Annotated in this window: 11 protein-coding genes; 2 read left to right on the top strand and 9 right to left on the bottom strand. The window is 78.2% G+C overall.

The features are described from left to right. Window positions 1-23 precede the first annotated feature (23 nt). Window positions 24-992: a polysaccharide pyruvyl transferase family protein gene (locus tag BM048_RS00125; protein WP_175499148.1), complete on the top strand. Its 969-nt coding sequence runs from the start codon at window positions 24-26 to the stop codon at window positions 990-992. Here BM048_RS00125 and BM048_RS17615 read toward each other — a convergent pair. From BM048_RS17615 to BM048_RS00085, 9 genes are read right to left on the bottom strand one after another with little or no spacing between them, the layout of a single operon-like run. After that, on the bottom strand, window positions 959-2,248 hold the full coding sequence (locus BM048_RS17615; protein ID WP_139224247.1) for a glycosyltransferase: 1,290 nt from the start codon (window positions 2,246-2,248) through the stop codon (window positions 959-961). The two genes, BM048_RS00125 and BM048_RS17615, sit on opposite strands and share 34 nt — an antisense overlap. Beyond that, window positions 2,245-4,242, bottom strand: a complete 1,998-nt coding sequence (locus tag BM048_RS17610; RefSeq protein ID WP_139224246.1) for a glycosyltransferase family 2 protein — start codon at window positions 4,240-4,242, stop codon at window positions 2,245-2,247. Before BM048_RS17610 ends, BM048_RS17615 begins: the two co-directional genes overlap by 4 nt. Beyond that, complete coding sequence (locus BM048_RS00115; RefSeq protein WP_139224245.1) at window positions 4,239-5,225, bottom strand: class I SAM-dependent methyltransferase; 987 nt, start codon at window positions 5,223-5,225, stop codon at window positions 4,239-4,241. The genes BM048_RS17610 and BM048_RS00115 overlap by 4 nt, the downstream gene beginning before the upstream one ends. Before the next feature lie 7 nt (window positions 5,226-5,232). Then, a complete protein-coding gene (locus BM048_RS00110) occupies window positions 5,233-7,338 on the bottom strand; it encodes a hypothetical protein (RefSeq protein ID WP_090029705.1) in 2,106 nt (701 codons plus the stop codon). Next, window positions 7,335-7,682, bottom strand: coding sequence for a cupin domain-containing protein (locus BM048_RS00105; RefSeq protein WP_090029703.1), 348 nt, complete (start codon window positions 7,680-7,682; stop codon window positions 7,335-7,337). Before BM048_RS00105 ends, BM048_RS00110 begins: the two co-directional genes overlap by 4 nt. Continuing rightward, window positions 7,679-8,413 carry a sugar phosphate nucleotidyltransferase gene (locus BM048_RS00100; protein ID WP_090029701.1) on the bottom strand — a complete coding sequence of 245 codons (735 nt, stop codon included), beginning with the start codon at window positions 8,411-8,413 and terminating at the stop codon, window positions 7,679-7,681. Before BM048_RS00100 ends, BM048_RS00105 begins: the two co-directional genes overlap by 4 nt. Beyond that, window positions 8,410-9,042 carry an HAD family hydrolase gene (locus BM048_RS00095; protein ID WP_090029700.1) on the bottom strand — a complete coding sequence of 211 codons (633 nt, stop codon included), beginning with the start codon at window positions 9,040-9,042 and terminating at the stop codon, window positions 8,410-8,412. The genes BM048_RS00100 and BM048_RS00095 overlap by 4 nt, the downstream gene beginning before the upstream one ends. After that, window positions 9,039-9,749: a PI-PLC domain-containing protein gene (locus BM048_RS00090; protein WP_090029698.1), complete on the bottom strand. Its 711-nt coding sequence runs from the start codon at window positions 9,747-9,749 to the stop codon at window positions 9,039-9,041. Before BM048_RS00090 ends, BM048_RS00095 begins: the two co-directional genes overlap by 4 nt. Continuing rightward, window positions 9,746-10,501, bottom strand: a complete 756-nt coding sequence (locus tag BM048_RS00085; protein WP_090029697.1) for a glycosyltransferase family 2 protein — start codon at window positions 10,499-10,501, stop codon at window positions 9,746-9,748. Before BM048_RS00085 ends, BM048_RS00090 begins: the two co-directional genes overlap by 4 nt. Before the next feature lie 315 nt (window positions 10,502-10,816). On the opposite strand from BM048_RS00085, the gene BM048_RS00080 reads away from it, so the two are divergent. Then, the gene (locus BM048_RS00080) at window positions 10,817-13,336 is read left to right on the top strand and encodes a glycosyltransferase (RefSeq protein WP_090029695.1); all 2,520 of its coding nucleotides are present in this window, start codon (window positions 10,817-10,819) and stop codon (window positions 13,334-13,336) included. Window positions 13,337-13,358: the final 22 nt, after the last annotated feature.

Genomic DNA, 13,358 nt, shown 5'->3' with positions numbered 1-13,358 from the left:
GCCCCACCCCGATCGGAGAGCCCGTGCCTGACCCCGTCGCCGTACTCCTGCCCCAGACCGTGGACAACCTGGGCAACGACTGGATCGCCCAGGGCTGCACCGCCCTGCTGGACGAGGTCGTGCCGCCCGCGGGGGCGGTGCGCGTGCGCCTCGGGCGCGCGGCCGACCCGGCCCTGCCGCCGCTGCCGCGCTCCGTGGCGGCGGCGGTGGACCGCTCGTGCTCGGCCGTCGTCGTGCCCTGCGGGTCGCTCGTCCACACGGGGGCCGGCGGCATCGTCGACCTCCTCGCGTCCTTCACCGTGCCCGTGCACCTGCTGGGCCTGGGCTTCGCCGGCTACGTGCCCGAGGAGGGCGGGGTGGCCGCCCGCCTCACCGCCCTCGCCCGGACCGTGGTCTGGCGTGACGCCACCTCCCGGGCGCTCGGCGCCGAGCTGGGGACGCCCGGCGCCGAGGACCGTGACGCGCTGCTCCCCGACCTCGCGCTGTTCGCCCCCCTGCCCACGCCGGTGCTCCCCGGGCGCGGGGGCCACGTGGTGTGGGTGGTCGACTCCGACCACGACGAGGACGCCGCGCGCGCCGCCCGCGACGCGCTGCTGGCGGACCCCGCCGGCGGGTCCGTCGTCGTGACCTCGCAGGACTGCGCCTGGGAACCCCACCCCGGCCCGTACCTCACCGACCTGCCCGCCCCGGTCGAGGTCACCGCGCTCGCCCTGGGTGAGCCCGACGCGGTGCTGCACCTGCTGGCCGGCGCCCGGCTCGTGGTGACGTCCCGGATCCACGTCGTGTTCCTCGCGGCGCGGCTCGGGGTGCCGTGCCACTTCGTCGGCCGCGACGCCGACCACCCCAACGGCCGGCGCTCGCTCCTCTTCTCGCGCCTCGGGCTCGCCCTGCGCACCGGGGAGGTGCTGGCCGGGGTCGCCGACAGGCTCGCGGCGCTCGCGGCGGTCGAACGGCCGGCCTACACGGCGCTGCTGGCGGACCGCCTCCGCTGAGGCACCGTGGCGCGCACGGACCGCACGAAGGGCCCGTCCGGGCCGCCGATCCGGTCCACGAGCGCCAGCGTCGCCGCGCGCAGGGCCGTTCCGCGCAGGAGGGGCGCGCCCGAGGCCAGCACGTCGAGCGCGCGCCGGACCGCCGACGCGGAGCCGTCGGACAGCTCGAGGGCGGGCTCGAGGCACAGCCCGGCGCTGCCCGACCACCCTCCGGCGACGACCGGCAGGCCGCAGACCTGCGCCTCGAGGATCGGCAGACCCAGCCCCTCGTAGCGGGAGGGGAACAGCAGCGCGTCGTGGCAGGCGTACTGCGCCTGCAGCAGCGCGTCCGAGGCGTCGCGGTACCACACGACGTCGGCCCCGGCGTCCGCGAGCGCGGTCAGGGCGCGCCGCGCGTCGTCGGGGGGCATGCGCTCGGCGCCGACGACCGTCACGGCGACGGGCCGCTCCGCCGCCAGCCCCGCGACGGCGTCGACGACCGTCGAGATGCCCTTGCGCGCGTCGAGCGCGTTGACGAGCAGGAGCCGCAGCGGCCCGTCGACGTCGCGTGCGGCGACCGCCCTCCCGGTGGCGGGGATGGCGGGGAACGTGGCGGGGTCGAAGGGCACGTCGACGAGGAGCCGGTCCTCGTCGAAGGGGTACAGCCACGCGAGGTCGTCCCGCGTGCGCGCACTGATGCACACGACGGTCCCGACCTGCCGGAGGTACGCCTCGTAGCCCCGGTGGTGCTCGCCCGCGAAGTGCGGGTCCACGACGGGGACGCCGAGGTCCAGCACGCGGGCGGCGGCGAGGTTCGGGATGGCGTCGTAGGCCACCCCGTGGGTGAAGCGCGCCCCGGGTGGCAGCACGTCGCCCAGCCAGGGGACGGTCACCACGGAGACGTCGTAGCGCTCGGGGCGTGCCGCCCCGGCGCCGGCGAGGGCGCCGGCCGTGGAGCCGTGGCGCGCGGAGCCGGACGCAACGGACGAGGGTGCCGGCGGGGTGGCGGGGCGCGGCCAGGGCTCGCCCGACCGCCAGTGCACCTCGTCCGTACCCCCGCGCCGGGCGTGCAGGACGCGCCGTGCGTGCGCCACCGCCCCCGGCGCCAGCAGCCGGAGGCCCTCCGGCCACGCGACGGCCAGGTCGACCGCCAGGCCGAGGCCCTCGAGCAGCCCGAGGTGGTGCGCGACGACGCGCCGGACGCCGACGTGCCGCTCGAGGAACGCCGGCTCGACGACGAGCAGGGCGGTCCCGGCGTCCCCCGCCGCGTCCGTCACGACCCGTCCCCCGCCGGGCCCACGGGACGCAGCACCGCGTCGTCGGCACCCACCGCCAGCAGCCCGATCCCCAGGGTGCGGTGGTCGCCACCCCGCCCCGCACGGGTCGGCGGCACCGGGGAGAGGACCTCGAACCCGACGTGCAGCACGCCGCCGCAGGTGCTGCCCGCCGGGACGGCGAGCGCGTGCCAGGTCTCCTGCACCCCCAGCTCGAGCACGCCGGCCGGCCGGCCCCCGAGGAGGACGGCGACCGTCTGCACGTCCCGGCCCGGCGGCACCATGCCGCGTGCGTGCAGCAGGAGACGCGCAGCGGGTCCGGGCTCGAGCCCCACCACGAGCGACGGGGTGCGCGAGCGCGACCACCGGCCCCAGTCCTCCGGCGCGTGCCAGCCCCGGCCCAGCAGCCGGTCGCCCGGCCCTCCCGCACCCAGCCGCGTGGTCGGGCCCTCCCCGGTGCCCGGCACCACGGCGACGCGGACCTCCTGGCCGGTCCACGGACGCCCGGCGGCGAGCCGGACCCGGAGGGTGTCGTGCGGACGCACGACCAGCGCGGGCGGGAGGCCGACGGTGCGCACGACGGACGCGCCCGTCCGCGACTCCCCCCAGGGCGGCGCGGCGCTGCCGTTCACGGTGGCCACGACGGGGCCGGGCTGACCGGGCGTCTCGACGACGAGCGACGCCCCCCGCAGGCCCCCCGCCTCCTCGCCCAGCTGCACCGAGAAGGCGAGCACGTGGGGCAGGAGCCCGTCCCCGGGCGGCGTGGCTCCGGGCGGGTCGACCACGACGGCCGGGTGGACGCCGTCCCTGACGTCGACGGCGACCGCCAGCGCGACCCCGGGCGTGCGGCCCAGGGATACCGGTCCGGGTCGCGGGCGCCGCCGCTCGAAGGCGGAGACCTGGTCCGGCCGGGACAGGACGGTCTCGAGCTGCAGGGCGCGGCTGAACCGGGGCACGACCCCGGCGGCCTGCAACCGGCGCGTGAGCTCGACGTCCTCCGCCTCGGCCCAGAAGAGCAGCTCGTTCCAGGGCACCTCGCGCAGCAGCTCCGTGCGCGCCAGCAGCGCGCCCCCGTTGAGGTACACGTCCGGGTGGTAGGCGCCGTGGGGCAGCTCGACGACCGGCGCGAGGCGCACCTCGTGGCCCAGCCCCACCCAGTCCGGGTAGCGCGTCCCGTCGGGGGTGCGTTGCGCCGGCACGACGACGTCCAGGTCCGTCCCGAAGACGCGCAGCCCCTCGAGCCAGTCCGCCGCGACCGTGTACCTGTCGTGGGCGACGAGGACGAGGTCGTGGCGCGCTGCGGCGACGAGGAGGTTCTTCTTGCGGGTGATCCAGCCGCGGTGCGCGTGCTCCTCGGGCTGCTCGACGAGCCGCACGTCGTCCCACAGGGGCGAGGCGAGGTGGTCGACGGACCCCCGGGGACCGCAGACGAGGACCTCGTAGGGCGTGCCGTGGATGCCGCGCACGCCACGCACGCTCTCGACGAACTCGCGCACCCGCTCGGGCTGCCGCCCGTCCGTGACGAGCGCGAACGACAGCCCCGCAGGGGGACGGCCCGGGCCGCCCGTGCGCCCCACCTCCACCGCGGTGACCTGCTGCCCGGTGCCCGCCCACTCCTGGCGGTGCACGATCCGGCAGCGGCCGCCCGACCGGCGGTGCAGCAGGCCCATGAGACCGTGCGCGGCCATGAACGGTCCCGGCGAGTGCCGCACGACGAGCGTGCCGGCGCCGTCGAGCGCCCGCAGCGCCTCGTCGACCACCCAGGGCCAGTGCGGCGAGGCGGACAGGTCGTCCTCGAGCAGCAGCACGGTGTCGACCTGCCCGTGGAGCGCGGGGTCGAGCCGGCAGTCGGCCGCGGGGTCGAGGATCGTGGTGCTCGACAGCGCCCCCGGCACCGGCGGGTGCAGACCCGCCCACAGCGAGCGCCGTCCCGGTGCGACGAGGTCCGCCGCCACCTGCAGCGCGGTCCGGTCGAGCGCGGGCGTCCGCCCGCTCACCGGCCCGCCCGCCCGTGGCGCAGGCCGCCCAGCCGCCGCACCGGTGACGTCCAGCGCCACGAGGAGGAGGCCATCACCTCGTGCAGCGCCACGCGGGTCCGCGCGAGCTCGGCCTCCAGCTGCTCGACCCGCCCGCGCTCGTCCGCGAGCTCGTCCGCCAGCGTCGCGACCTCACCGCCGAGCTGCTCGAGCACCGCGACCAGCCGGACCGCCTCGTCGCGCGCGGCATCGCGCTCCCGCACCGCCGCCCGCCGCGCCGCCAGCTCCCGACCCACCTCCGTGCGTGCCGCCACCACGACGCGGTCGGCGTCCTGCAGCCGCGTGCCGACCGCGTCGACCGACGCCGCGCTCGCGCAGGGCACGGCCCAGTAGCGCGAGCCGTCGTACGGCGGCACACCACGCAGGTGCCGCTCCCCCTCGACCGCGGCGAGCGTGCCCGCCCCGCGCGCGAACACGACGTCGAGCTCGGCCGTCGCCGCGTCGTGCGGCGTCGCGTGCTCGACGACGAACCCGAGCGCCCGGAGGCGCACCACGGCCTCGACCAGGTCGGGCGGCGCGTCCTCGCCGGGCGCCTGCCTCGCCACCGTGGGCGCCACGAGCATCCCGGCGCGCACGTGCGGCAGCCGGTCCCCGCCGCCCGCCAGGACGTCGAGGGGCGCCTCCCGCCCCCCGAGCCGGAGGAAGTCGACGACGTCCGCACCCTGCTCGTCGAGGAGCGCCGCCAGCGTGACGACCTCGACCGCGGGCGGGTGGGGCGTCCCGCGCGTGCCGCCGGCGAGGTCCTGCGTCGCCGACGGCGCCGCCCCGAGGGCGACCTCCACGACCCGGACCCCGCGGAGACCCTCGACGTCCGCCGTGCGCCGCACCGCCGCCGCGAGCGCGGGGTCGGGCTCGACGCAGAGCACGAGGAGGCCGGGGTTGCGGCGGGCGACCTCGAGCCCGAACCCGCCCGTCGCGGCGCCGACGTCCACGACGGCGTGCACCGGTTCCTCACCCACGGCGTCCCCCGGCGAGGAGCGCGTCCCGGAGCCGGTCCGCGAACCCGTCCCACCCGTCGTCCCGCCCGTCGTCCGGCCGCTCGTCGGGCGCGCCGTCCCCGCCGTGCGTCGAGGTGCGAGCGCCGTCCCGGAGCGCGGCGGCGCACCGGTCGGCGAGAGCGCTGGGGCCGAGCTCGTCCACGTCGACGCGGACGCACGGTCGACCCGCCGCCGCGGCGAGCAGCTCCGGCACCGCCGCGAGCGCACCGGGGAGGACCACGACGAGCGCGACCTCGTGGGCGAGCGCGGCGTCGACCCCGGGCGGCAGCGGTCCGGTGGCGGTCACCCGCGTCCCGCCCGCTGCCAGGCGGTCGATCCGGGCCGCCGCCCGTGGCCCGGGCGCGTCACCCGCGACGAGCACGTCCAGCGGCCCGTGCCCGGCGGCCACCACCTCGAGGGCGGCGAGGACCGCGACGAGCACGGTCGGGTCGGCCCCCGGGCTGCTGCGGACGAGCACCGCCGGCCGCAGGGGCGCGGACCGCAGCGCGCGGGCGGCCAGCACGTCCGCAGCCGTCGGCGCCGGTTCGACGACCTGGGCCGGCAGGGCGACGTGCACCACCTCGGCCGCCCCGCCGCGGCCGGCCCGGGCCGTCAGCACGGCCGCTTCCTGCCGTCCGTGCGTCCCCCCGGGCAGCACCAGCCGTCGCGCGTGCCGGGCACCACGCGCGCGGGCGTCGGCGACGTCGTCCTCCGGACCCGTCGGCGCGAGCGTCTCCGGGTAGGCCCACAGCACCTCGGTGCCCGCGGCGGCCAGCGCGGCCGGCACGTCGGGCGCGGCTGCGGCCGCCGCGCCGAGGACGACGACGCGGCCCCCGCCCGGCAGCACCGCGGCGCCGTCCTCCGGCCCGGGGTCGTGCGGGTCGTCGTCGACGTCCTGGTCCGCCCGGCCGTCACCGACCGCCGCTGCCGCGGGTCCGGCCGCACCGCCGAGGACGCGCAGCACGCGGTGCGCGGCGTCGAGCACGACGGCCACCCCGCCCCGCTCGCGCCACCGGGGCGCGAGGCGCGCCGCCAGGAGCGCGCTGCCGTCCCCCGTCGTGGGGTCGGCGACGAGCAGGAGGTCGGCGCCGGGCAGGGACCGCGCCCGTACCACTCCGGTCCCCGGGTCGTCGGTCCCGCCGGGCGTGCCGCCGGCCAGCCCGAGCACCGCGCTGCGCAGACCGGTGCCCGCGCGCCGGTCGGCGAGGGCCTCGAGGTCCGCGGCGCGCGGCACCGCACCGCGCGCCGCCGTGGCCGCGGCCCACCAGGCGGAGGAGCCGTCGGCCTCGTCGTCGAGGCGTGCGACCAGCGCGGCCACCGGGTCGCCCGCGTCCTCCGCGCCCACGGCGCGGGCCGCGTCGACCAGCGCCTCGGGGACCACAGCGGGCAGCCCTCGTGCCACCGGCCCGCGAGGGACCGGCGCGTCGTCCTCGCCGGTGCTCAGCGCGTCGGGGTCCAGGGCCACGAGACGCTCGCGCAGCCGGTGCGAGACCGCGAGCTCGCGACGCCAGGCCCGCTGCGCGTCCCCGGCCCAGCGGACCGCCGCGTCCGCGAAGCCTCGACGGGCCGCGCCGGCCAGCACCGGCACGTCGTCGTCGCCCTGCGGCAGGAGCCCGACGAGGCGCCGGGCGCGCGCCACGGGCACCCCGACGGTCCACCCGTCGGCGCACCGGAGGAGCACGTCGCCCTCCACGCCGCCGGCGCCCGCCGGGTCGTCCGACCGGAGCACCACCCCCGTGGCGCCCAGGTCCTGCCAGCCCCGGGGCCGCGGCCGCGCCGGGTCGTGCGCCACGACCACGATCGTCGGAGGTCCGCCGAGCAGGCCGACCAGGTCCCGCAGGACGGCAGGCACGGGCGGCCCCGGCACGTGGTGCACCCCGGGCACATCGCTGCCCGTCGGCTCGTCGTCCCCGTGGCCCACCGCCACGCCCTGCCACCCGACCGCCGCCAGGGACTCCCAGCCTCCGGCCGGACCGCCGAGCAGCACGAACGACCGCGGCACGACGTCGGCGAAGACCTCGCGCACGAGGTCGACCGCGTCCGCGGGGGTGCGGACCCGGGGCCCCGCGGCCTCGCTCATCGGTCCTGGCCCGCACCCGTCGGCTCGACGAGGTGCTTGTCCCCGATGACCGACGGCCGCTTCACCGCGACCGTCACGGCGTCGGTCAGCGCCCGGAACCCCGTCGCCTCGCCCTTCTCGACGGTGACGATGTCCCCGGCCGACCAGCGCCGGCCGCACATCTCCACCTCGCCGGAGACGACGACGGTGATCTCGTCGGCGAGGTCGTGGCGGTGCACGGGCTCGACGTCGCCGGCTGCGTAGCGCTGCACGGCCACCTCGAACTCGCCCGTCCGCAGCGCGGTCGGCTCGAAGTCGCCCACGAACCAGCCGCGGACCATGTCGTCGAGGTGGTGCTGCTTCACGCCGGCCTGCCTTCCGCCCCGGCGCGCACCTCGCGCGGGTCCGGGGACTTCATCTCGATGTACGCGTCCTGCTCGATCCGGACGGCCAGCACGAGCCCGCCGTCGAGGATGATCTCGTTGAGCACCGGGGCGACGAAGTACGAGTGCTGCACCTCGGCGCGCTTGAGGATCATGGACTTCGCGGCCTCGACGAAGGCGGTGGTCGAGGCGAACCAGTAGACGCCCGCCGTCGCGTGCCGGCTGATGGGGCTCTTCTCGGCGACCTCGACGACCTCGTCGCCCCCCTCCCCCTCGAGCCGCACGTAGGAGTAGCGCGGGTGCAGGGAGTCGAACACGAGGGTGCCGGCCGCCGCGCCGCGCTCCCGGAAGACGCCGACGGCGTCGCGGAGGTCCACGTCGGCGAAGTCGGTGAGGTTGACGACGAGGAGCTCCTCGTCCTCCTCGAGCAGGTCGACGGCCAGCAGGGCCGAGCACGCGGCACCCGCGGTGTCGTGGGCCACGACGATGAGGTGGGCGTCGGGCTCGATGAGGGACACGATGTGGTCGACGTGGTACCGCTCGGCGTCCTCGGCCCGGACCACCACGACGGACTCCCGGGCGACGCGGCCCACCGACCGCAGCGTGCGCTCGAGCATGAGCGTGCGGTCCTGCTCGCGCAGGTACGACGGCTGCTGGTCCTCCGAGCGGCGGCCGGCCCCGCGGGGTCCGGCGCCGAGCAGGACGGCCTTCATGCGACCACCCCCGCGTCGACCTCGGCGATGCGGGCGGAGATCGCCGCGAACGTCACGTCCTCGACCGACCCGACGACGAGCAGGTGGGTGCCGGCCGCACGGGCCGCCGCGATGCCGTTGTCGTTGTCCTCGACGACGAGCACCTCGGACGGGTCGAGCCCGAGCCGCTCGCTGGCCAGGAGGTAGATCTCCGGGTCCGGCTTCGCGCGGGCGACGTCGGCGTTGCAGAGGCTGAAGTCGAGGTACCCGCCGAGCGCGGACCGGCTCATCATGAGGTCCACGGACTCCCGGACGGAGTTCGAGGCGAGCGCGAGGCGGTAGCCCCGCTCGCGCAGCCGGGACAGCGCGTACTCGTGGGCGAACACCGGCCGGCATCGCTCGTGCACGAGCTCGAGCGTGTAGGACTGCTTGAGGTCGTTGATGAACGCGTGCAGCCGGCGCGGCAGGCCCGTGCGCTGCGAGAGCATCTCGAGCTTGGCCCGGGTGGGCAGGCCGTCGTAGATCGCGAGGTGGTCGGCCCGCTCGATCTGCGCGCCGAACAGGGCGAGCGCGCGGTTCAGCGCCTCGTAGTGCCAGTCCTTGGCGTCGATGAGCACGCCGTCCATGTCGAACACCACCGCGCGGATCACGGGACCACCGCCGACCCCGCCGGCACCCCGGCGCCCGGCACGACGCCCGGCACGTCGCCCGGCACGTCGCCCGGCACGGCGCCCGGACCCGCGCCCCACACCGCGGGCCGGTCGGTGCACACGAGCACCTCGCGCTCGTCGAGCCCGTCCGTGGCGAGCAGCGCGTCCGCCAGGGGACGCGGGTCCCGCCCGTGCAGCTCGGGCGAGACGACGACGACGAGCCGGCCGGCGTCCGCGTGCCGCAGCACCTCGGCCGGCCCGAACCAGTCGGACCGGAAGGCGTCGAGCCACACGCCGCGGGCGCCGGCCAGCAGGACCGGCTCGGGCTCGACGTCGCTGTGCCGCGTGAGGTACGGCAGGCCGAGCGCCGCGTAGCGCACGGTCTCGGGCACGGACATGTCGAACGCGAACCACGGCCGTGGCACGTCGGCCAGCGCGGCCGCGAGCGCGGGGGCGATCCCGTCCGCCTTGACGTTGACGGCGAGCGGCCCCCCGCCCGCGGGCATCCCGAGGAACACGTCGGCGAGCGTCGGCTCGCCACCGCGCGGCGGGTCGTGGCTGACGACGAGGGTGCCGCCGCCGTCGCGGACGTCCGTCTCCAGGCCGAACCCGGCGGCCAGCGCCGCGCGCAGCGCGCCCGGGGAGTTGGGCGCGTCGGCGGTGCCCTCCCAGAGCCCCCGGTGCGCCAGGACGCGTGCGGGCCTCACGCCGGCGTGCCGAGCCGGGCGGCGGTGGCCGAGGCGAGGAAGGCGTCGAGGTCGGCGGGCGTACCGAGGCCGTGCATCCCCGCGCCCACCTGCCCCACGTCGTGCACGACGACGCGGTGCCCGGCGCGGATGAGCCCGTTGTAGACCGGCGCGACGTAGAACTCGCCGTTGACGCGCTCGTCCGCGGCGATCATCGCGTCGGCGGCGTCGACGAAGTCCCGGCCGCGGGCGAACAGGTAGATGCCCACCGTCGCCTGGTCGGAGACGACCTCCTTCTCGACGACGCGCGTGACGAGACCCGCGTCGTCGAGCTCGACGAAGGACCACTTCGGGTCGTCCGCCTCCATGGTGAGGATGAGGCCGTCCACGTCCGGCGCCAGGCCGGCGGACACCCAGTCGTCGGCGGGGACGTCGACGTACTGGTCGCTGTTGGCGATGACGAGCGGGTCGTCGGGGTCGATGTGCTCCCGCGCGTGCAGGACCGTCACGGCGGCGCCCTCCGTGATGCCGTCCAGCGGCACGACGACCGCGCCCGGCGCGATGCGCGGCAGGAGGGTGCCGAGGTCGTAGCGCGCCACGTGCTCGGCCTGGCAGATGAACACGAACCGGTGCGGGACCGAGGGCCGGAGGTTCTCCACGACGAGCTCGATCATCGGGCGCCCCAGCACGGGGATGAGCGGCTTCGGCGCCTCGTACCCGGCGTCGGCGAACCGGCTGCCCCGGCCTGCCATCGGCACGACGATGTTCAGCAACTGCTCCCCCTGCGGTGGTCCCGGTGCGGACGGTGACGGCGGGCGTCCTCCCGCCGCTGCTCGGCGTCACTCTAGCCAGGCTTCACCCGCCCGAGGGGCGCTGCGCACCCGGTGGCGGGTCGTGCTGCGGGTCGTGCGGGGGTCGTGCGGGGGTCGTGCGGGGCTCGGTCGCGGTCGGTCGCGGTCGGCCGCGGTCGGCCGCGGTCGGCCGCGGTCGGCCGCGGTCGGCCGGGGCTCGCCGGTCCGGCACGATGGGACTGCCCCGCACACCCCGAACCGGTCCGCGGACCCACCACGCGCAGGAGGACCCCGCCCGTGCCGGTCGTCACCGACCCCCGACTCCTCCTCGCCACGAGCGCGGCGACCGCCCGCGCGGCGGCGCTGACGGTCGCCGCGGCGCGCGCCGTCCTGCCGGGCCTCGCCGTGCACGTGCTGGACCTCGACGGCACCTTCGACCCGGCGGTCCCGGCGCTGCCGGCCGCCCTGCGCACGGATCCCGGCACGGACCTCCCCGCGGCCCCTCGCGCGGAGGGCCGTCACGACCTGCCCCCCGACGTGCGCGACGCCGCCGGGTGGGGCGTCCCCGTCGGGCGCCTGCACGCCCTCGCGCTGCGGCACGGCGGTGCAGGTGCGGCCCGGGCCCTCCTGCCGGACCTGGTGGCGGCGGTGGGCCGGGAGGTGCCCGCCGGCACGCCGCTGCTCGTCCTGGCCCCCGGCGTCCTGCCCCTGCGTCGGCCGGACGCCCTGCTGGCGGGCCTGTCCGACGCCGACCTCGCGCTCGTCCCGCGGGCGCCGGCCCACCCGGGCGACGGGGCGGGGGCGTCGGTCCCGGGCCGCGGCTGGTGGCACCCCGGCGCGCTCGCCCTGCGCGCACCGGGCACCTCCGTGGTGGCCTGGTGGCGCACCGCGACACCCGACGACGACCGGTGGCTCGACGCGCTGGCCGCGGCGGTGCCCCACGCGGCCGTGCGTGAGCCGGCGGCCGTGCTGTCCGCGTGGTCCGGCGCGCCGACGTCCGGCCTCGCCGTCGCCGGTCGTCCGGTCGAGCTGCTCGACCTGTCGGGGCTCGACCCGGTGCGTCCCCGGCTGCTGGACGCGCGCCCGGGCGTGCCGCAGCGGCGGCTCGACGACGAGCGCGACCTCGCGGCCCTCGTCGCCGCCGTCGCGCGCAGCCTGCGCGACGCGCCCGCCCCCGTCGTGCCGGCGGACGCCTTCGACCCCGCCCGCACCGCGCTCGGCGTGCCCGTCGACGACCTCCTGCGCGACGCGCTCGTCGCCCTCGGGGCGCCGCCGGAAGAAGCCGCACCGGGGTCCGGACCCGGCACGCACCCGACGACCCCCGGAGGGGCCGGGGACCCCTACGACCCGCGCACCGCGGACGACCTGCTCGGCCGCCTCACGGCACCCGGGCCGGCCGGTGCCCCGGCACCGGTCCTCGCCGCCCTGCTCGCACGTCGGCCGGACCTGCGGCGCGCCTTTCCTCGCGTGCCGGGGGCCGACACGCCGCGGTTCCTCGCCTGGACACGCGAGCACGCGGTCGCCGACGGGGCCCCGGCAGCCCTCGTCGAGCCCGCCCTCCGGCGCGCCGCCGCCGCACCGCCGCCACCGCCCGCCCCCGCCGGCGCGCCCGAGCCGGGTGTCACCGTCGTCGGCTTCCTGCGCGGCGAGCTCGGGCTCGGGGAGTCGGCGCGCGGCCTCGTCGCCGCGCTCGACGCCGTCGGCGTGCCGCACGCCGCCCTCACCGTCGGGGACGACCTCGTCCGCAGCCGGCAGCGGGCCGTGCGCACGGCCGGGCGCGCCGAGCGGGACGCGGAGGCCGTCACCTTCGACACCACCGTGGTCTGCGTCAACGCCGACCTCACGCCGACGGTCGTCGCGTCGCTGCCGCCGCGCCTGCGCGACCGCAGCCTGCGCGTGGGCATGTGGTACTGGGAGGTGGAGGACTTCCCCGCGGACCAGCACGGCGGCTTCGCGGCCGTCGACGAGGTGTGGGTCGCCACGGACTTCGTCCGCGCGGCGATCGCCCCGCACAGCCCGGTCCCCGTGGTGACGCTCACGCCCCCGCTGCCCCAGCGCGGGCCCGCCCCCGTGGTGCCGCCGCGCGACCTCGGCGTGCCCGACCGGCCCTACGTGCTGTTCGCGTTCGACCACCTCAGCACGCTGGACCGCAAGAACCCCCTCGGCCTGGTCGACGCCTTCACGGCGGCCGTCACGCCCGACGACGGGCCCGTGCTGGTGCTCAAGACCATCAACGCCGAGCACCGGCCGCAGGACGCCGAACGGCTGCGCCGCCGGGTCGTCGACCTCGAGCACGTGGTCCTCCTCGAGGACTACCTCGACGCCGCGGAGCGGGACGCCCTCGTGGCGGGGTGCGCCGCCTACGCCTCGCTGCACCGCAGCGAGGGCCTGGGCCTGACCATGGCGGAGGCGATGGCGTGGGGCCGGCCCGTCGTCGCGACGGGGTACAGCGGGAACCTGCAGTTCATGACGGAGGAGAACAGCTGGCTCGTGCCGTGCTCGCCGGGCACCATCCCGGCGGGCGCCGCGCCCTACCCGGCCGGTGGTCGGTGGGCGGAACCCGACCTCGACGCCGCCGCGGCGGCGCTGCGCGCGGTCCTCGACGACCCCGCCGCCGCAGCCGTGCGCGGACGCCGGGCCGCGAGCGACATCCGCGAGCGGCACAGCCCCGCGGTGGCCGGTCGCGCGATCGCCGCGCACCTCGAGGAGGTCGCCGGACGGCGCCGGGCCCGCGCGCGCGGGGACCTGCGGTTCCGGCTGCGGCAGGTCCGGGGCGCGGCGGGTGCGGCGGCGCGTCGCACCGGTCTCGTCCGCTGACCCCGCCCACCGGACCGGCGGA

This window comes from Cellulomonas marina, assembly GCF_900111925.1.
Taxonomy (GTDB): Bacteria; Actinomycetota; Actinomycetes; order Actinomycetales; family Cellulomonadaceae; genus Cellulomonas; species Cellulomonas marina.
This window is presented reverse-complemented; position numbering and strand designations above follow the sequence as displayed.